We start from the raw sequence: 17902 nt of genomic DNA, 5'->3' as shown, positions 1-17902 counted from the left end.
ATGCTGATTGGAGCGTTTTTATTGGATAGGATATTGATTCGTCATAATACTGCTATCACTTCTGACGGGGTATGGGGCACGACCGAATGACCATAATGAAATTTGATCACCTTCCTGCGCTTTTCCATCAATCCTTGGTTGATCGCAGCATCCAAAATGCGCTTCGGTAAACGAAAGCGTATCGCATAGCCCTTTCCCTGATCTTCACTGTACGATTTCAGTGCCAGTAAATCGAAAAGCCTTTCAAGCGTGTCTTCCGGCTCCTCGTGATAACGCGCATCAACTTCATGGTCCACTTCGTAATCGGGATGCTCAGAGGGATCCCAAGAGGACTGACGTCGTCGCTTCTCATCACTTTTTACTTTGCGCTCAGCATTGGTTTTCGCCAATGCGACCGTCGGCGTCACAGGTTCTCGGACTCTGTTGTCACGAGCAGCTTGTTCCGTCTGCACATTAACGGATGGGGCGATCAGTGGCACACTTACGTTGGTCGGTGACACAATCATTGCGAACCCTCCTCAGAGTCGCCCAACTCGTCAATATGGCTTGGCCTTATTTACGAATAAAACCTTACCGACAATTATATCGGCCAAATTTTAATCAACTTTAGCCTTTTTCACTGCGCGATTTTAATCCCGAGCGAAATCTCGAACTTTCGCACAAAATTCATCATGTTCAGTCATGAACGGTGCATGAGAAGATTGAGAAAAGACAAACTGTTGCGTGTGAGGCAGTTGCTGGCTGAGATCGGTCGCCACTTTAATCGGCACCAAACCATCCAAACGACCGTAAAGGCGTAGCATCGGCATAGTCAAGGAAATCAAAGCATCACGCAGGTCAACATCCGCCAAAATATTTAAACCAACCAATAATGACTCTGGGTTCGGCTGAGGACGCGATAGCACCGCTTGTTTGAGTTGTTTAACATCTTTACGTGCAGATGGACTTCCCATGGCTTGCAGCGCCATAAAGCGCTCAATGGTCAGTGAAAAGTCTTCTAGTAACTGAGAGGTGAACGCGCTCAGTACATTCGGTTGAATGCCGCGCCACGGTTTTTCTGCGGCAAATTTTGGTGAGCTGGCGACGGTGATCAGCTTACTCACTCGCTGAGGAGCATTGAGCGCAATGTGCGTGGCCACCAAACCACCCAACGACCAACCTAGCCACACTGCTTTCTCTGGCGCGTCTTTTAGTACCATGGCAGCGATTTGTGTGAGGTCTTCACCATGATGCTCAGCGCTAAAGCCGTATCCAGGAAGATCGACGACATGGACACAAAAATCGGCCTGCAGAGATTCGACCGTTTGCTGCCAAACTGCGCCATTCATCCCCCAGCCATGCAGCAACACCAAATCCGGTCCCTGACCGAACGACTGCCAGTGTAAATTCGTGCTCATGATCTCAATCTCTCCCACTTATTTTATTCCTTATCGCTTCACTCAAGCGTTAGGCTGTGCAAAATCTAACCTTGAATAAGCGGTATGTTATCTCATCACTGGCAAAACATCATGCATCGTGTGCTCAGCAGTCAATGCGGTTTATGTCGCTTCCCGATTCTGGCTGCCGCTCAACCCAATGCGCTGCGTTGGTGTGATCACTGTTATCAATATCTTACGCCAGTAAAACGCTGCCAACGTTGTGGATTGAGCTTAAAAGCAGAGGAAGCGAATATAGAGAGCATTTGCGGCGAGTGCCTCTCCGAGCCTCCCCCTTGGCAACGGCTATTTACCTTGGGAGACTACGATTTTCCGCTGTCTCGAGAAGTACAACGCTTCAAAGATCACGGACAAATATGGCATGTTCGCGCTTTAACGCAATTGCTTGCCCAGCGCATTTCAACTCCCGCTCCGCTTATCACCACAGTGCCATTGCACTGGCAACGCTACTTGTATCGAGGCTTTAATCAGAGCGACATACTGGCGCGACATTTGGCTGGCCACCTTAATGTGAGGTTTGATAATCACGTGTTTCGCCGCGTAAAACACGCCCAGTCGCAGCGCGGGAACAAGAAATCCAGCCGAGAACAGAATTTAAAAGGCGCTTTCACCTTAAATCAGCCACCAAAGTATAACCACGTCGCAATCGTAGATGATGTGGTCACGACGGGAAGCACGGCTCGACAATTATGTCATTTACTACTTGAAGTTGGCGTAGAAACCGTCGATATTTACTGCATCTGCAGAACCCCTGCTCCTGGTGCTGTCTAGATCGCTTCACCATGCCTTAGCATCAAAAAGACTAGACCCATACGTCAACAGGAGTAGAATAGCAGCAGTAACCTACAAAATTACTCAGGTATTCGTCGTGTCAAATATTACTATTACAGAAACTGCGCAAACGCATTTCGCTAACCTTCTAGGCCAACAGCCAGAAGGCACCAACATTCGTATTTTCGTTGTGAACCCAGGTACACAAAACGCTGAGTGTGGCGTATCTTACTGCCCACCAGAAGCGGTTGAAGCGACCGACACTGAGATCCCTTACGCAGGTTTTTCAGCTTACGTGGATGAGCTAAGCCTACCTTTCCTTGAAGACGCTGAAATCGACTTCGTTACCGACAAAATGGGTTCTCAACTGACATTGAAAGCACCAAACGCAAAAATGCGTAAAGTGTCGGACGATGCGCCACTTGTAGAGCGTGTAGAGTACGTTATCCAAACTCAAGTTAACCCACAGCTTGCTGGCCACGGCGGTCATGTGAACTTGGTTGAGATTACTGAAGCAGGCGTAGCTATCGTTGCATTCGGTGGCGGCTGTAACGGTTGTTCAATGGTTGACGTAACACTAAAAGAAGGCATCGAGAAAGAGCTACTAAACCAGTTCGTTGGTGAGCTAACAGCAGTTCGAGATGCAACAGAACACGACCGTGGTGACCACTCTTACTACTAAGAGCTTATCGTCGGTGAAAATGGGAGGCTTTGGTCTCCCATTTTTGTATCTGAACAATCCATTAAACACGTGAGATTCTTCGTCACACACGACCTCTTTCAAGGTTATCGAGCGAACACTGCCGAAGCGATGAAATCAAACTAGCAACTCTTGCAGAGTTCTCATATATTAAGAATCTTACGCACCTTACAAAAGCCAACGACACCAAGGAGTCAGCGCCATGTCGAAAAGGACCCCACCAGAGATTCTCTCTTGTCAGACGGTCGCTCGATCAAAACTGTTTGCTGTGGAAGCCCTCGACCTTCGCTTCTCCAATGGCGAGCATCGCACTTATGAGCGCATGAAGCCAAGTGGTCGCGATGCCGTAATGGTTGTACCGGTAACCGAGCAGGGTGATTTACTGTTGGTACGTGAATACGCTGCTGGTACAGAGCGTTACGAACTGGGTTTTCCTAAAGGTCTTATCGATCCCGGTGAAACGCCACATCAGGCCGCTGACCGCGAACTAAAAGAAGAAATTGGTTTTGGTTGTAAGGAACTCACCCCGTTAAAACAAGTGATCCTTGCTCCTTCTTATTTTTCGAGCAAGATGACGCTGTTTCTAGGTCAATCGCTGTACCCTGAAAAGCAAGAAGGTGACGAACCAGAGCCGTTAGAAATTGTGCGCTGGCCACTCGCACAAGCCGAAGAGCTATTAACGCATTTGGACTTCTGTGAAGCACGAAGCATCACGGCGTTAATGTTGGCACTGAAACACTTACCAAACACCACTCACAACAACAATCAATAACGGTGTAAACCGACAAATGTTGTGAGTAAGGACTATCACCTATGCCAATGACAAAAGATCTATCTCACCTGCTTCCTCAAGTTATCGAAATTGCCCGCAGTGCGGGACAAATGATTCTCGATATCTACGAGAAAAAGCAATATGAAGCGTACACCAAAAGTGATGAAACACCGGTCACAAGCGCCGATATTGCCGCGCACAAACTCATCACTGAACGTTTAAGTGAACTGACGCCAGACATCCCCGTGTTGTCTGAAGAAGCCGCCGACATCAGCTTAGAGCAGCGCGCACAATGGCAGCGTTATTGGTTGGTCGATCCACTAGATGGCACACAAGAATTCATCGCACGCAGTGGCGACTTTGCGACCATCATTGCATTAATTGACAACAACAAGCCAGCGATGGGCGTGGTGTATGGGCCTGTTTCTGGCGTCACGTATTACGCATACAGCGGCAAAGGTGCGTGGAAAATCCCAGACATGTCTGAAAGCGTGAAAATCCACACGCACAAACATGAACAAGCAGGACAAAACATTGCCATTGCTATCAGCCGTCGCCAAGACATTAATCGCATCACCAGCCGCATGAGTAGCGCTTGGAATTACGACTTAATTCCTCTCGGTTCTGCAGCGTTAAAAGCGTGTTTGGTGGCGGAAGGAGCGGTCGATTGCTATTTACGTTTGGGCCCTACTGGCGAATGGGATACAGCAGCAACGCAATGCATCGTGGAAGAAGCGGGCGGACGCATTCTCAGCACTCACCTCGAACCTTTGTCTTACAACGAACGGGAAACGCTAGAGAACCCGAACTTTATCGTGCTGGGCGATACGAATTTGCCTTGGGATGACATCCTGCAACGCAAAGATTAAGTACTTATACTTGCGTAACTCAACTTGTATCATTAGGCCGTGAATTCCGTTCACGGCCTTTTCTTTTTCCGCATGAGTAGCTTTAACAGTATTTGACCTGCCATATACCTAAAGCTAATCAAACTGCACAAAACCACACAATCCAATTAAAATACAACCACTTAAACAACCAACTTTGTCCCTCGTTTATTTACGTACAGCGAATAGAGGGTTTGGCCTACTATGATCCAAAAGTAAAAAGAGCTGCACATTGGCAGCTCTTTTCTGTATTACGTTGGCTCGAGATTAGAATCGGCCTTTGTAGTCAAACTCGTATTGGCCTTGTGCGTTTGGCTGTCCAAGCCATTTCAACTGCTCCCCCATGCTTGATGGGAAATCTGCGCCAGGTTTAAACCACGCTTTCGTTGAATAGCGTTGATTCGGCATCAGTTCCGCTGAAAACGCCGAGGAAACTTGCGTACTGGTTTGCTCACCTGATGCAGTTAGCACGCTATCTTGGCATTTCAAATCAGCAATAACAGGGCCGAGCTCTAAGCTTCCCACTGGACTTTGGATGCCACTGGCACTCCAAACCAATGTGCCTTCACCAGTTTTACACCACGGAGCTGCGTAAGTCGCATGACGAATGTTCAACTCCAGCTGGCCATCAACACTAACAGGCACCGGCAGGCGCGCTTGTTCGACGGCTTTCGATGCCGGGATCGACGCCACCAAATTTTCCGCGTAAGGGCCATCGCTGAGACTGTATCCAACTAAACCTCGACCGCGAATGTTCATATCGCTGCCGCGCCCAAAACGTACCGAAAATTCGGCTTTGCCGATAAACAAGCTAGACCATTGGAAATCCCAATTCACTTGCCCTAGGTTTTGACGCTGCCAACGCACGCTAGAAGCCTGACCTTGCCAAACGGAACCGTGAGCACCTTGTATGTCGAGCCCTTTCACAGTAGGGGCTTGCTGGAGAACCCAAGAAACAGGTAACCCCATGATCAAGCTAACAGAAAAACAAACGATAAAGATTACAACGTAAAGTACTGCTCGCTTCACCTTAACCTCGCTTAAATTGCAGACGGTTCACATCAATCATGCCCGCTTGGTCTGTACGATCGATGTCTAAAAATTCAACTTCAATGCCTTGCTGCTCTTTCAAGTAGCGTAGCCAATCCACCAACTGGTTGAATGCGAGCGGTTTAATCCACACTTGCACACTGTCGTTGCGTGGTTGCACACGAATCAGTTCCACCTTAAAACGGCGCGCTGATGAAGAGACAAGTTGGTTAAGTGGCTGATTGGAAAAACTGACACCCCCGCTTTTTCTCAATGCGGTAATGTCATCAGCTTTGTCTTGTACCCATGTAAGCAATTGCTTTTCACTTTGGATACGAGATTGCGCCAACTCTGCACGTTGGCTCATCGGCTGCAGCAGCCCCCAGTAAAGAATGCCAAGGATGGCGAATGCACCACAGCCCAGCACAAGTCGTTGTTCACGCTGAGAGATGCCACTCCACCAAGCTTGCGCTTGAGAAATTAAATTCTTCATCATCACCTCACTGACGCTTCAACACAAAGCTACCCATCACAACGTTATCGCTGCGATTAAGCTGACCTTGCTCAACATTAAACTTCTCAGCCAACTTCACACGTGCCTGCTCAAAAGGCTGGAAGTCTGAGCTACGTGCGTGAATGCGCACTTCACCACGTTGGCCGTCATACTTAAAGCTGGTGATTTCTAGATCTTTCACCTGACCAAGCGTTGCTGGCAAGGCAGCAAGCCAAGACAACATCGCAACATCTGTTGAGCCACCAGATAAACGGCGCTCTTCATCTGTCATTTGACGCTTTAAATAACTTACGGTCGGAATTCGATTCTTGTTTGGGAAAACCTGACGGAAAATACGTTCGCTTTCTTCACGATAGGCTTGTGCTTGCGCCTCGTACTTGTGGACGACGAGAAGTTGCTGAGCCACGACCACCACTAACAAAACGCCCGCAGCGATAGCCGCCTTTTGCCAAACTTTCCAGTACTTACCCCAAGAAGACTTCGGCTTAAACTCGCCAGTTAACAGGTTCGTTTTACTACTCGCGACGCCTTTTGCGAGCAACGCCATCGTCATCTCTTCTGGCTTAGGAACCCATACACTCTCAACAGTCGATTCTGGCACGGAACTGTAGCAATCGAGTTGCCAACCTTCATGGTTTTGCAGGTAAGAAGAGAGGTAAAGATCCAGCCACGCCGAATCCACCACCGCGCCTTCTGTCTCTGAGTGACGAATTAGCCATTGCTCACCAATCAGTGCCGCACTGCTGTTGTCATCACTGACAGGCAATGCCAATACATCTGGCAAGATGCGTTTGATGGTCAACCCTTGGCTAGCAAAACGCTGTAGCACGGTTTGTACCCATGCGCGCTCGACCGCACACACTTGTGCTTTATCCGCTTGCTTACCCAATACAGTAAAGTGCAAGCTATCCACATCTTGCGCGACTTCATCTTCAATCAAATAAGGCAACATGTTGTCGAACTGACGTGTTGCACCAGGCGGAATGTCCACCTGAGTTAACACCACATCATTACTCGCTAGTAAAGCGATGACTTGGCGCTGGCCGGCATACGATACCAACTCATCCAAGTGTTCCCATCCGGCAAGTTCACCGCTGGCAATCACTTCCTGTTGTTCTGTCGACCACACCACCCAAGGAATGGTACTTTGTTGTTCGCTACTCAGCCGAACGGTCAGAAACTCGCTCACTGATCCCTCCAAAACGACGGCGAACGACCGTCACCGTTTCTCTATTTGTACTTTGCAAAAGGCTTCGGATACGTACTCGTGAATCATCCACCAACACTTGTGCATCCAATTCGAAGAAGGAGCTATCCACTCCTAAATAGCCTTTGGCGTTTTTCTTTACATCATCGCTCAAGCCAGTTAATTCTGACTCCGCTAGAAATTCATCTACGCTGTCCCAACCATCGAAGGGACGCTTTTCTATCAGTTGAACCGCATCGCTGCTGCTCAAGTTCGGTGAAAACATAGCGACTAAAATCGGCGCTTGTTCCACCTCTATCGTGTTGACGTTTAAACGCCAATCATCACTTGGGATCGCACATACCAAGGGCTCAATCTTTTGATAAATTTCACCACTCACTTGATATACCGCGCGCAGTTCAGTTTTGTCTGCCATCCAACCATTAGCCGCTAAATACGAAGGTTTCATCGATTCGTAGGTGCTGTCTTCCACGCCGGTGGTTGAACGTACTGTGCTGTCTGAATCAATGTATTCCCAAGTGGAATCGGCAATCACTTCCGCTTGATACGGCTCTACATCCGATTCTTCCAACAAACGCTGCAGCACTTGAACCAAATATGGTCGAGTGGTTTGTTGTCCGGTCGGCTGCACTCGACTTAACACATTGAGGTTAAAACACGCTTGCTTATCCCAAATACGTCCTGCAGCTTGACCATAGTCCAATGGGTACACTTGTTCTTTAATCGCCCAAGGTTGGCTGAGGTTGATGGTATCGCTGTCTTTGTAGCTCTGCTCGATACCCACTTCAGCCAAGGCTTCAACACCAACACTGTACCAATATGCTTGCTGGTAATGGATTTGGTTTGAACCGCGCTGAAACTGCAAAAACAAACGTTCAGACATGGTGGCAGCAATGGTCGCCATAATCGCCAACAACATCAGTACAATAATCAAAGCAACACCACGCTGACGATTAGCCATTGTTGTTGCCCTCCGATGCTTTGTTTCTTTCACTTTCTGCAAGCTTGCCATCTGGCGTTAGATACGTGCGCGCAATTTCACCGTAATCCTTCAACTTCAAGACAACTGAGACAGCTTTCGGCAACTCTTTATTGTTGTCCCACTCTTTCTTCCACTGTTTACCGTCATAAAAACGCATGTCGAAAGATTCCACCTGCTTCAGCAACTGAGTGACAATGCCTTCCTGCCCAACTGGGGTATCTGGATAACGCCACCAAACACGCTGCAGGGTGTCTTCTTTAACGCGATAACCCACTTTAGTCACTTCACCACGCGGGAACTGTTGCTGCGGGTTATGCCAACCCACACGAGCAAACATCAGGCCTTTCGCGTCGGAATCGAGTAAATAATCCGACCAAAAGATCAGTTGCCCGGCAGGGTCTTCGCCGTTGGTACGCGTTTGACGCAATGCCATTTGGCGGAAGTCGTTATCCATCATCACCATGGCGCGTTGCAGTTCATTCAAACGTTGAGTTCGCTCTTGCGACAACTCGTTACTGCGCTGAACTTGCGACACCACTTGGTATGCCGCCACACTCAAGCTGGCAAAGATCGCTATCGACACCAGCACTTCAATGAGTGTAAAACCTTTTGCTGCGCGGCGCTTATTTGCGCGATTGGGTTTACTGCGCCACATAGCTTCTTACCGTAACAACTGGACTCGCGTTTTTCGCGGTCGCGACACTTACATCAAATGCTTTCAGCAATGGCTGCGTGGTGGCTACAGGCGTGACTTTCCAATACCATGTACGCCCTGCTAGTTCTTCGGTACCATTCTTGGCTTTCAGCGCGCCAGTATCTAGCATCACATTCGCCATTTGGTTATCCACAACCATTGCTGCAAACATCTTTTCTTCTAAGTAGCTGACTGTGTTGATGTGTTGACTCACTGAGCGAATCACACTGATCGCCGCAGTGGCAAAAATAGCCAGTGCAACCAATACTTCAAGCAACGTCATCCCTCGCACTCGGCGACGGTTTAAGTTTGGTTGAGTTTGCTTAAAATTGCGCATTCGCATCCTCTTCCACTTCTTCACCTGGCGCTACCAACAGAATTTGCCCACTCTCTTTTCCGATCACTCGCCAACCATCGTTAAACGCATCGCCTTTTTGTGGGAAAAAAGACAAGGTAAACGGCGTGACTTCTGCGCTCGAGAAAATGAAGACTTGCGGTGGTTTCACTTTCTTTTCTTCAGTTTCGTCGGCAAACATGTCTTCAAACAGTGAACCCGGCTCGAACAAACGATCGTCTTTATCCCAAGCACCGCCACCTAAATCCAATTGCAATGCAATGTCATCTTCTAATTTGGTTTTGCTTGGAATTTGCTTCATTTCCAGCGGCTTCCAGCCTTCAGCGGTCAAGCTAAGCAGGGTATAGGTCTTTTTGGTATCGTCGACACGCACACCAAAATCTTTACCGCTGAGTACGGCTTCTTCGTTAAGCAACTGCAAACGCTGAAAGAAACTTTGCGCGTATTGTTTAGAGAGGTCTTTTTGACTGGTAGGCAACGTAGTGATCACCGCCACCGCGGTAAGAGATAGCAAAACCAGCACCAATAGGATTTCTATTAATGTAAAACCGTTATGTTTTCGCATTTGTTTCATTAGTGCTGGCTTGCGCTCATTTTATTGGAAGTCTTGCATGTTCCAGTTGCCAATATCCGCTGCTGGACCTTCACCGCCCTCTTGACCATCCGCACCTAGAGTGAAGATATCAATCGTGCCGTTGTCACCAGGGCTTAGGTATTGGTATGCATTACCCCAAGGGTCATTTGGAAGACGCTTGATGTAACCACCATCACGGTAGTTGCGCGGTTCTGGGTTAGAAGGCTTAGTAACCAATGCGTCTAGACCTTGGTCTGTCGTTGGGTACACGCTGTTGTCTAGCTTGTACATATCCAACGCGTTCTCTAACGCCACAATGTCAGTGATCGCTTTTTGTTGGTCTGCCTTTTCTTTGTTGCCTAGCAAGTTTGGAACAACAAAACTTGCCAAAATACCCAAGATAACAACAACTACCATCACTTCTAACAGTGTGAAACCGTGTTGCTTACTACGCTTAAATTTCATTTTTTTCTCCGAAAGTTAGATTCAAGCCACGTCTTAATTTAGACACGCCTTAATTCGAATATTATCCGCTCATCAAGTTATTCATTTCTAGCATCGGCATCAAGGTCGCCATGACAATGAATAACACCAATCCAGCCATTAATGCGATCAAGGCAGGAGTGAACACTCCCAACGCAATATTGACCGTAGATTCAAAGTTTTGGTCTTGGTTGTCTGCCGCACGCGTCAGCATGCTTTCTAACTCACCACTCTGCTCACCACTAGCGATCATATGCAGCATCATCGGTGGGAATAGACGGGTTTGATCCAGAGCTTTACGCAAGCTTGCCCCTTCACGGACGTTGTCTGCAGCAATCAACACTTGCTGCTTTACGTAACGGTTCGACATCACATCAACCGCCACTCGCATCCCTTCAAGAATTGGGATCGCACTTGAAGTACAAATCGACAAGGTACGAGCAAAACGAGCGGTATTGAGACCTTTAGAAATCTTACCGACGAGCGGCAAGCTGATGATTTTTCTGTCCCAAGACAAGCGAAAATCTGGTTTTTGCAACGCCAGTTTTAAGCCATAAAAACAAACTACTAGCACAGCAAAGATAATCAGCCCCCACTCTTGGACGAACTCACTAGCCGCCAGCAAAAATTGCGTCGACTGTGGCAGCTCTTGCCCCATTTGAATGATCGGTTCGATGATTTTGGGTACCACGGTCGCCAACAAGAACGAGACAATCGCCACCGCAAACACCACTAACACGACAGGGTAGATCATCGCTTGCAACAGCTTAGAACGCATTTTCTGACGGTTTTCGACGTACTCCGCCAAGCGCTCTAAAACCGTATCAAGGTGTCCAGATTTTTCACCTGCGGCGACCATAGAGCGAAACAGTTCGTCAAATACGTGTGGATAATCACCTAGGCTATCTGCCAATGGGTAACCTTCGGTGACTTTGGAGCGAACTGCAGCGATCATGGTGCGAATTCGTGGCTTTTCTGCTTGTTCAGAAACTGCTCGAAGACACTCTTCAAGAGGCATACCTGATTGAACAAGTGTGGATAGTTGACGCGTGATCAGAGCCAGTTCAGCCGTTTTGATACCACGTTTGAAACCCACAGAGCCTGAAGACTTAGCCGCCTTTGCTTTGGCTTCCACGACCTCAACAGGGATCATCCCTTGTTCTTTCAGTCGTTGGCGCACTTGACGAGCATTATCCCCTTCAATCGTGCCTTTTTTTTGTTTGCCTTTTGCATCCAGCGCTTTGTATTCAAATGCTGCCATTACGCTTCCTTCGTCACTCGCATCACTTCTTCAAGTGACGTAATACCACGACGTACTTTGCTTAGACCATCACTACGAATACTTGGCGTATGATTACGAACGGCTTTTTCCACTTCTTGCTCACCCGCTTCGCGGTGAATCAGCTCTTGAACCGTTTCATCGACAAGCACTAATTCATGAATGCCGGTACGTCCGCGATAACCTTTTTGGTTACACGCTTCACAGCCTTTCGCGCGATGTAGAATGAGCGATTCACTTTCTGCCATGCCAAACAATTTTTTCTGTTCGCTGTCCGCTTCGTAAGGTTCTTTACAGTCAGAACAGAGCGTACGAACCAGACGCTGCGCTAGCACACCAAGCAGTGAAGAGGAGATCAAAAATGGTTCAATACCCATATCACGCAGACGCGTGATCGCACCAACAGCAGTGTTGGTATGCAGCGTCGACATTACCAAGTGACCAGTCAAAGACGCTTGCACCGCAATTTGCGCGGTTTCTAAGTCACGGATCTCACCCACCATCACCACATCCGGGTCCTGACGTAAGATCGCACGTAGACCACGCGCAAATGTCATGTCGACTTTCGGGTTAACTTGGGTCTGGCCAATGCCATCGATATCGAATTCGATTGGGTCTTCCACCGTCAGAATGTTGCGCTCGTTGCTGTTGATTTCTTGCAAGCCGGCGTACAAAGTGGTCGATTTACCAGAGCCCGTAGGGCCTGTCACCAAAATGATACCGTGTGGGCGACCAATGAGGTGACGGAAGTTGTCGTGTACCGAAGGAGTCATGCCCAAACTATGCAGGTCAAGGCGCGTTGCGTTTTTATCTAACAGACGCATTACCACTCGTTCACCGTGAGAGGATGGCATGGTAGAAACACGCACGTCGACCGCTCGGCCACCAATACGTAGCGAGATACGACCATCTTGAGGCACACGCTTTTCAGCAATATCGAGCTTCGCCATAACCTTCACACGCGACACCAACAACGGTGCAAGCTTACGACTTGGCGTCAAGACTTCACGCAGAACGCCGTCGACACGGAAGCGGATAGAAAGCGTCTTTTCAAACGTTTCGATATGGATATCGGACGCACCTTCTTTGATCGCTTCACCCAACATGGCATTGATCAATTTGATGATTGGCGCATCGTCTTCCGACTCTAACAAGTCCTCATCATGCGGTAGCTCTTCTGCCAACGAGAAGAAGTCGTCACTGTCGGCACCGATATCTTCCATCAATTGACGAGCTTCTGATGAATCACGTTGATACGCTTCAGTCAGCTTTTTATCGAAGGATTCTTTGTCGATAGCTTGAGGCACGAAGCTGCGCTTAAGCACACGACGTACTTCGACCAGAGCCGCAGGATTTAGCGGCTCCACGTAGTAAAGAATTGGAGGACGCTCTGGATGCTCAGTCTCCAAAACCAGTTTAAAGCGATTGGCAAAACTGAATGGCAGACGACGCATACTTGGCGCAGTGTCTAACATATCTACCATTAGTTCTTTTCCATTTGATCGATAAACGCTTGAATTTCAGCAGGATGCTTACGATCTTGGCCAAATGCTGGGATCACAGGGATCTTCTCATCTGGCATCAATTTCAAGCCTTGGTCAGCTTTGTAAAGCTGCTCTGCACGAATAAAGTTGTATTTGCGCTGAGTGATACCATCTGCGGTCATACCATCACGGATGATGGTCGGCTTAATGAAGACCATCAAGTTACGTTTTTCGGTTTGCGTGCTGGTTGATTTGAACAAGTGACCCAATACTGGAATATCACCAAGCAGTGGCACTTTCGACTCACTTTCTAGTGCACGTTCATCAACCAAACCACCTAACACCAGCATCTGACCATCTTGGATCATCACGGAAGTGTTAAGTTGGCGCTTCGCGAAACGAACGTCAACGGCACCATTGGCACCCAATACGTTAGAGACTTCTTGTTCGATATTTAGCTGAACAGAATCACCTTCGTTGATCTGTGGTACAACTTTGAGCTTGATACCAACTTCTTTACGATCAACGGTTTGGAATGGGTTGTCGTTGTTTGAACCAGCAGTCGAGCCAGTAATAACAGGCACTTCTTCACCCACGATGAATGAGGCTTCGCCGTTATCCATCACAGTGATACTTGGAGAAGACAGGATGTTTGAGTTGGAATCCGAAGCAACCGCACTAATTAGCGCCGTCCAGTCACCCATCACGATGCTCATTGCGGCACCATTTACGCCGCCAAGAGCAGATGCAAGTGTTGAGTAGTCACCTTCTTCAGTGTACTGACGGTTTTCCCACTTGTTCGTGTCACTATTCCAGTAGCTTTCCGTTTTGGTAACGTCTTTCGCTTCTTCCAAACCAACCATGACTTGGCCGATTGGCGCACCTGTGTTGCCGTACTGGATCACAGCACCCGTTTCTAGTGACCCCCACTGAACGCCTAGGTTAATACCATCACCTTCGGCCATTTCAACAATCAAGGCTTCAATCAGAACCTGAGCACGGCGAATATCTAATTGAGAAATTACGTCTTGCAAAGCCATCATGATATCTGGCGGCGCAGTCAGAACAAGTGAGTTGGTTGCTTCATGAGCCGCAATCACGACTTCACCGCGTTGTGCACTGGATGCACCTTTTTGACCCGCTTGTTTTTCGGCTTGCAGGTTGTCAGAGACACCTTTCAGTACATCAACTAGGTCTTCTGCTTTTGCATACTTAAGGTAAACCACTCGGTTGTTACCTTTCGTTGCCATTTCTACGTCAAGTTGACGAATCAAACGTTTCAGGCGAGCACGTACTTTCGGATCGCCAGAAATCAGGATCGAGTTCGTACGCTCATCCGCGACGATTTTTGGCTCAAGAAACTCAGGCGTACTCTTTTGGTTGGTCGTTTTGTTCAGGGCTTCTACGATACGAACCATTTCAGCAGCCGAGGCATTGCGAAGCTCTACTAGCTCGATCTCTTTGTCACCAGCTTGGTCAACGCGTTTGATGATTTCTGCTAGACGGTTTACTACCGCTGCACGACCGGTGATCAGGATGATGTTAGCTGGATCGTAATGAACCACATTACCCGCACCGGCATTATCAATCAGCTGGCGCAATAGCGGTGACAATTCACGAACAGAGACATTTCGCACAGCAACCACGCGAGTGATGACGCTATCGCCTTTTGCGCTACCATCACCCATAACAGGGATTGCAGAGGTCTTAGAGTCTTTTGCTTTGATGACTTTGAGTACGCCGTTGTCCATTTCTACGACTGCATAGCCGTACACTTCCAACACGTTAAGGAAGAAGCTGTAATATTGCTCTTCGTTTAACACGTCGTAGCTGCGAACGTCGATTTTACCGCGCACCGAAGGGTCAACGATGATGGTCTTTTCTAAGTTACGACCAACAATGTTGATGAATTCTTGAATGTCAGTGCCTTTGAAACTCGCACTAAATTCATTTGCCATAGCACCTGGAACGCAGAGTAGACTCCCTGCCAGTAACCAAGCACTTTTGCTAAACCAATGTTTCACGTATGTCTCCCTGAACTTACGCTGGTTGCCTAAGTATTACAATTGGATATAGATGTCGTACTGCTGACCATCTCGCTCAACAGTCAAATTCAGTTCTTGCGGATCGCTCATCACTTGCATCAGTTGTACTGAAGAAGATGGATCACTTAAATCGATCCCATTAAGTTGCACCGCAATATCACCAGGTTCTAGACCCACATCATTAAATAACGCCGCATCACGACCCGGAGAAACTCGGTAGCCAATAATGGCGTCGTCTTTTTTCACTGGAGAAATGGTGATGTATTTAAAGACACTCTGTGGATCTTTCGCAATCTCCTCTCGGATTTGCTCTAGTTTGTCACTCACGTCTGACGCAGGTTCTTTCTGTGCAGCTTGCACTCGAGTAGCCTGCGGCGATTCTGACAATTTTTTATACTCAACGCCTTCCAGCATTAGTGTTTCATCTCGGCCTTCGTTATCGATGATCACGCGATCGACCAACACCGCTTTTAGTGTGGCACGCGTACCTTCAATTTCTTCGCTAATTCCGTAGGTCGCTTGCTTACCACGGTTAGCGATCACCGCTAAGCTGGTTTGAGGATTGCTGCTAGCAACGGCGCCAACAAGGGTAAGATTCAGGCGTGTTTTTGGGGCGTCTTTCACAACAGGTTGCTCAACGACCACAGGCTTTTGTTCGGTGTATTTGCCAAATAAGTTGGCGCTTTGAAGGGCATTGAAATCAATCGTATTCGATTTATTGCTGGCAATAACATTACCCGCCGACGGCCTCCATTTTGGCACATCAGACGTTTGAGGGATTGCTAACCACACCACTTTACCGAGTATCCACCCAGTTATCGCAATAAATAGGCAAGTAAGTAGCAAACTGAGCTTCGCTTGAATTGCGTGGTGGTTGGACTTGATCTGAGCCAGTAGCGGTCTGCTTGATAATCCTGCACTTAGCTCTAAACGCTTCACTGAATTGATTCCTTTATTCTAACGTTAGTCAATTGGGCTATAAAAATATAACTATCGACTCTAAATTGCTAAATTTGCAATAAAATTATTACTCAACAAAGAGCAGTGAACTATATCACAACTTCCTTTTCATACCTTTTTCTTATGCAGTTTTTGCCAACTCCCTTGAAAAAAATACGCCTTGACTCCATCTGTAGGTGAATAATCCAGCACTCATTGCCACATTCGGGCAGTGATTAGATAGCGTAGTGTTCTATGAGTTCCCTAAATGAAGCCGTTAGGCTAGATAAATGGCTATGGGCCGCAAGATTTTATAAAACCCGCTCTATCGCTCGTAATATGGTCGATGGTGGTAAAGTCCACTATAATGGCCAACGAAGCAAGCCGAGTAAAATCGTTGAATTGGGCGCTGAGATCAGACTTCGTCAAGGCAACGAAGAAAAAACCGTGATTATCGAAAAGATTTCTGATCAACGACGAGGCGCCCCTGTCGCACAGACCCTGTATCGCGAAACTAATGAAAGTATAGCGAAACGTGAGGAACACGCGACACAACGCAAACTTAACGCCCACAACCCTAGTCCGGAACGCCGCCCAGATAAAAAGCAGCGCCGAGACATCATTAAGTTCAAACACCAATAAAAGCCGGAATTACCGACGAGGAAAGCACTCCATGGCAAATAATGTTTTAAACCGCTACCTATTCGAAGATCTTTCAGTGCGTGGCGAGTTGGTACAATTGGATGAAGCGTACCAACGTATTATCTCCAGCAAGGAATATCCGGCAGCAGTACAAAAACTGTTGGGTGAGCTACTCGTTTCAACGACTCTTTTGACTGCAACTCTTAAATTCGAAGGCTCAATCACAATCCAACTTCAAGGTGACGGCCCTGTTTCTCTTGCAGTAATCAATGGCGACCACAACCAACAAGTTCGTGGTGTAGCGCGCTGGGAAGGTGACATCGCTGATGACGCTAGCCTGCACGAAATGATGGGTAAAGGTTACCTAGTTATCACTATCGAGCCGAAAAAAGGCGAGCGCTACCAAGGTGTGGTTGGTCTAGAAGGTGAAAACCTGACGGAAGTGCTAGAAGGTTACTTCGCTAACTCTGAGCAGCTAAAAACGCGTCTTTGGATCCGTACTGGCGAATTCGAAGGTAAACCGCACGCGGCGGGTATGCTTATTCAGGTTATTCCTGATGGCACTGGTTCTCCAGATGACTTCGAGCACCTAGAGCAACTGACTAACACCGTAAAAGACGAAGAACTGTTTGGCCTAGAAGCAAACGATCTACTATACCGTCTATACAACCAAGACAAAGTACGCGTGTACGAACCTCAACCAGTAGCGTTCCACTGTGGCTGTTCACGTGAGCGCAGCGGCGCGGCAATCATTACCGTTGAGAAAGCTGAAATTTACGACATTTTGGCTGAAGTAGGATCGGTTTCTTTACACTGTGATTACTGTGGCACAACATATACATTCGATGAAACTGAAGTTACCGAACTGTATACGCAAGCTTCAGGCGGCAATAAAACGCTGCATTAATTTTTATAGCTTATCAAGCACGTAATTTACCCACAAAAGGCCAGCACTATGCTGGCCTTTTTGTGATCTACCCCCCGTAACACCTAGCTTCCCACGTAATAAAACAACTGCTTAATTTTAAGTAATTAATAATCGTTTTGCCCTAGCGCAAAGGATTGCGCGCACGATAAACTATTCGCACCAATATGTGACGGGTTACCTA

The 17902-nt window shown here is 47.7% G+C and carries 20 protein-coding genes; 6 read left to right on the top strand and 14 right to left on the bottom strand.

The features are described 5' to 3' along the window. Positions 1-41 precede the first annotated feature (41 nt). Both ACYJZR_RS00700 and bioH read right to left on the bottom strand, forming a co-directional pair. Positions 42-506, bottom strand: coding sequence for a hypothetical protein (locus tag ACYJZR_RS00700; RefSeq protein WP_005459035.1), 465 nt, complete (start codon positions 504-506; stop codon positions 42-44). A 123-nt stretch (positions 507-629) separates the two neighbouring features. Further along, complete coding sequence (gene bioH / locus ACYJZR_RS00695) at positions 630-1397, bottom strand: pimeloyl-ACP methyl ester esterase BioH (RefSeq protein WP_353569042.1); 768 nt, start codon at positions 1395-1397, stop codon at positions 630-632. An 84-nt stretch (positions 1398-1481) separates the two neighbouring features. Here bioH and ACYJZR_RS00690 point away from each other — a divergent pair, with 84 nt between their 5' ends. The 4 genes from ACYJZR_RS00690 to cysQ all read left to right on the top strand — a co-directional run bounded on the left by ACYJZR_RS00690 (position 1482) and on the right by cysQ (position 4548). After that, positions 1482-2207: a ComF family protein gene (locus tag ACYJZR_RS00690; protein ID WP_406966251.1), complete on the top strand. Its 726-nt coding sequence runs from the start codon at positions 1482-1484 to the stop codon at positions 2205-2207. Positions 2208-2304: 97 nt separating this feature from the next. Beyond that, positions 2305-2889 carry a Fe-S biogenesis protein NfuA gene (gene nfuA, locus ACYJZR_RS00685; RefSeq protein ID WP_005458964.1) on the top strand — a complete coding sequence of 195 codons (585 nt, stop codon included), beginning with the start codon at positions 2305-2307 and terminating at the stop codon, positions 2887-2889. A 220-nt stretch (positions 2890-3109) separates the two neighbouring features. Further along, complete coding sequence (gene nudE / locus ACYJZR_RS00680) at positions 3110-3679, top strand: ADP compounds hydrolase NudE (protein ID WP_005459019.1); 570 nt, start codon at positions 3110-3112, stop codon at positions 3677-3679. Between the two features lie 41 nt (positions 3680-3720). Beyond that, on the top strand, positions 3721-4548 hold the full coding sequence (gene cysQ / locus ACYJZR_RS00675) for a 3'(2'),5'-bisphosphate nucleotidase CysQ (RefSeq protein ID WP_005458987.1): 828 nt from the start codon (positions 3721-3723) through the stop codon (positions 4546-4548). 285 nt (positions 4549-4833) lie between these two features. Here the strand turns inward: cysQ and ACYJZR_RS00670 are convergent, their stop codons facing one another. The 12 genes from ACYJZR_RS00670 to gspC form a co-directional block, all read right to left on the bottom strand. Beyond that, on the bottom strand, positions 4834-5595 hold the full coding sequence (locus ACYJZR_RS00670; protein WP_025627102.1) for a type II secretion system protein N: 762 nt from the start codon (positions 5593-5595) through the stop codon (positions 4834-4836). 1 nt (position 5596) lies between these two features. Further along, the gene (locus tag ACYJZR_RS00665) at positions 5597-6088 is read right to left on the bottom strand and encodes a type II secretion system protein M (RefSeq protein ID WP_005458943.1); all 492 of its coding nucleotides are present in this window, start codon (positions 6086-6088) and stop codon (positions 5597-5599) included. A gap of 7 nt (positions 6089-6095) precedes the next feature. Next, on the bottom strand, positions 6096-7298 hold the full coding sequence (gene gspL / locus ACYJZR_RS00660) for a type II secretion system protein GspL (protein WP_025504048.1): 1203 nt from the start codon (positions 7296-7298) through the stop codon (positions 6096-6098). Further along, positions 7267-8277, bottom strand: coding sequence for a type II secretion system minor pseudopilin GspK (gene gspK / locus ACYJZR_RS00655; protein ID WP_005478666.1), 1011 nt, complete (start codon positions 8275-8277; stop codon positions 7267-7269). Before gspK ends, gspL begins: the two co-directional genes overlap by 32 nt. Continuing rightward, complete coding sequence (gspJ, locus tag ACYJZR_RS00650; RefSeq protein WP_406966250.1) at positions 8270-8953, bottom strand: type II secretion system minor pseudopilin GspJ; 684 nt, start codon at positions 8951-8953, stop codon at positions 8270-8272. The genes gspK and gspJ overlap by 8 nt, the downstream gene beginning before the upstream one ends. After that, the gene (gene gspI / locus ACYJZR_RS00645) at positions 8940-9329 is read right to left on the bottom strand and encodes a type II secretion system minor pseudopilin GspI (protein WP_005478722.1); all 390 of its coding nucleotides are present in this window, start codon (positions 9327-9329) and stop codon (positions 8940-8942) included. The genes gspJ and gspI overlap by 14 nt, the downstream gene beginning before the upstream one ends. After that, positions 9316-9912: a type II secretion system minor pseudopilin GspH gene (gspH, locus tag ACYJZR_RS00640; RefSeq protein ID WP_023624183.1), complete on the bottom strand. Its 597-nt coding sequence runs from the start codon at positions 9910-9912 to the stop codon at positions 9316-9318. Before gspH ends, gspI begins: the two co-directional genes overlap by 14 nt. 30 nt (positions 9913-9942) lie before the next feature. After that, positions 9943-10386, bottom strand: coding sequence for a type II secretion system major pseudopilin GspG (gene gspG, locus ACYJZR_RS00635; protein WP_005465191.1), 444 nt, complete (start codon positions 10384-10386; stop codon positions 9943-9945). A gap of 61 nt (positions 10387-10447) precedes the next feature. Next, positions 10448-11665, bottom strand: coding sequence for a type II secretion system inner membrane protein GspF (gspF, locus tag ACYJZR_RS00630; protein WP_005465194.1), 1218 nt, complete (start codon positions 11663-11665; stop codon positions 10448-10450). After that, entirely contained in the window at positions 11665-13167 is a 1503-nt protein-coding gene (gene gspE, locus ACYJZR_RS00625) for a type II secretion system ATPase GspE (RefSeq protein ID WP_005496716.1), read from the bottom strand. Before gspE ends, gspF begins: the two co-directional genes overlap by 1 nt. Continuing rightward, entirely contained in the window at positions 13167-15191 is a 2025-nt protein-coding gene (gene gspD / locus ACYJZR_RS00620) for a type II secretion system secretin GspD (protein ID WP_005496714.1), read from the bottom strand. The genes gspE and gspD overlap by 1 nt, the downstream gene beginning before the upstream one ends. A gap of 36 nt (positions 15192-15227) precedes the next feature. Next, the gene (gspC, locus tag ACYJZR_RS00615) at positions 15228-16151 is read right to left on the bottom strand and encodes a type II secretion system protein GspC (RefSeq protein WP_005465330.1); all 924 of its coding nucleotides are present in this window, start codon (positions 16149-16151) and stop codon (positions 15228-15230) included. A 255-nt stretch (positions 16152-16406) separates the two neighbouring features. Here gspC and hslR point away from each other — a divergent pair, with 255 nt between their 5' ends. Together hslR and hslO are read left to right on the top strand one after the other, a co-directional pair. Continuing rightward, positions 16407-16793, top strand: a complete 387-nt coding sequence (gene hslR, locus ACYJZR_RS00610) for a ribosome-associated heat shock protein Hsp15 (protein WP_005465328.1) — start codon at positions 16407-16409, stop codon at positions 16791-16793. A gap of 31 nt (positions 16794-16824) precedes the next feature. After that, the gene (gene hslO, locus ACYJZR_RS00605; protein WP_005465326.1) at positions 16825-17700 is read left to right on the top strand and encodes an Hsp33 family molecular chaperone HslO; all 876 of its coding nucleotides are present in this window, start codon (positions 16825-16827) and stop codon (positions 17698-17700) included. Positions 17701-17902 lie beyond the last annotated feature (202 nt).

The organism is Vibrio sp. RC2502, from assembly GCF_054850435.1.
Note: the sequence above shows the minus strand (reverse complement) of the source record. Positions and strands in the feature narration are given on the sequence as shown.

Bases quoted from the DNA above. Each gene is read 5' to 3' on its own strand.
- ACYJZR_RS00700 (WP_005459035.1), bottom strand. From the start codon at position 506: ATGATTGTGTCACCGACCAACGTAAGTGTGCCACTGATCGCCCCATCC.
- bioH (WP_353569042.1), bottom strand. From the start codon at position 1,397: ATGAGCACGAATTTACACTGGCAGTCGTTCGGTCAGGGACCGGATTTG.
- ACYJZR_RS00690 (WP_406966251.1), top strand. From the start codon at position 1,482: ATGTTATCTCATCACTGGCAAAACATCATGCATCGTGTGCTCAGCAGT.
- nudE (WP_005459019.1), top strand. From the start codon at position 3,110: ATGTCGAAAAGGACCCCACCAGAGATTCTCTCTTGTCAGACGGTCGCT.
- cysQ (WP_005458987.1), top strand. From the start codon at position 3,721: ATGCCAATGACAAAAGATCTATCTCACCTGCTTCCTCAAGTTATCGAA.
- ACYJZR_RS00665 (WP_005458943.1), bottom strand. From the start codon at position 6,088: ATGAAGAATTTAATTTCTCAAGCGCAAGCTTGGTGGAGTGGCATCTCT.
- gspK (WP_005478666.1), bottom strand. From the start codon at position 8,277: ATGGCTAATCGTCAGCGTGGTGTTGCTTTGATTATTGTACTGATGTTG.
- gspJ (WP_406966250.1), bottom strand. From the start codon at position 8,953: ATGTGGCGCAGTAAACCCAATCGCGCAAATAAGCGCCGCGCAGCAAAA.
- gspI (WP_005478722.1), bottom strand. From the start codon at position 9,329: ATGCGCAATTTTAAGCAAACTCAACCAAACTTAAACCGTCGCCGAGTG.
- gspH (WP_023624183.1), bottom strand. From the start codon at position 9,912: ATGCGAAAACATAACGGTTTTACATTAATAGAAATCCTATTGGTGCTG.
- gspG (WP_005465191.1), bottom strand. From the start codon at position 10,386: ATGAAATTTAAGCGTAGTAAGCAACACGGTTTCACACTGTTAGAAGTG.
- gspF (WP_005465194.1), bottom strand. From the start codon at position 11,665: ATGGCAGCATTTGAATACAAAGCGCTGGATGCAAAAGGCAAACAAAAA.
- gspE (WP_005496716.1), bottom strand. From the start codon at position 13,167: ATGGTAGATATGTTAGACACTGCGCCAAGTATGCGTCGTCTGCCATTC.
- hslR (WP_005465328.1), top strand. From the start codon at position 16,407: ATGAGTTCCCTAAATGAAGCCGTTAGGCTAGATAAATGGCTATGGGCC.
- hslO (WP_005465326.1), top strand. From the start codon at position 16,825: ATGGCAAATAATGTTTTAAACCGCTACCTATTCGAAGATCTTTCAGTG.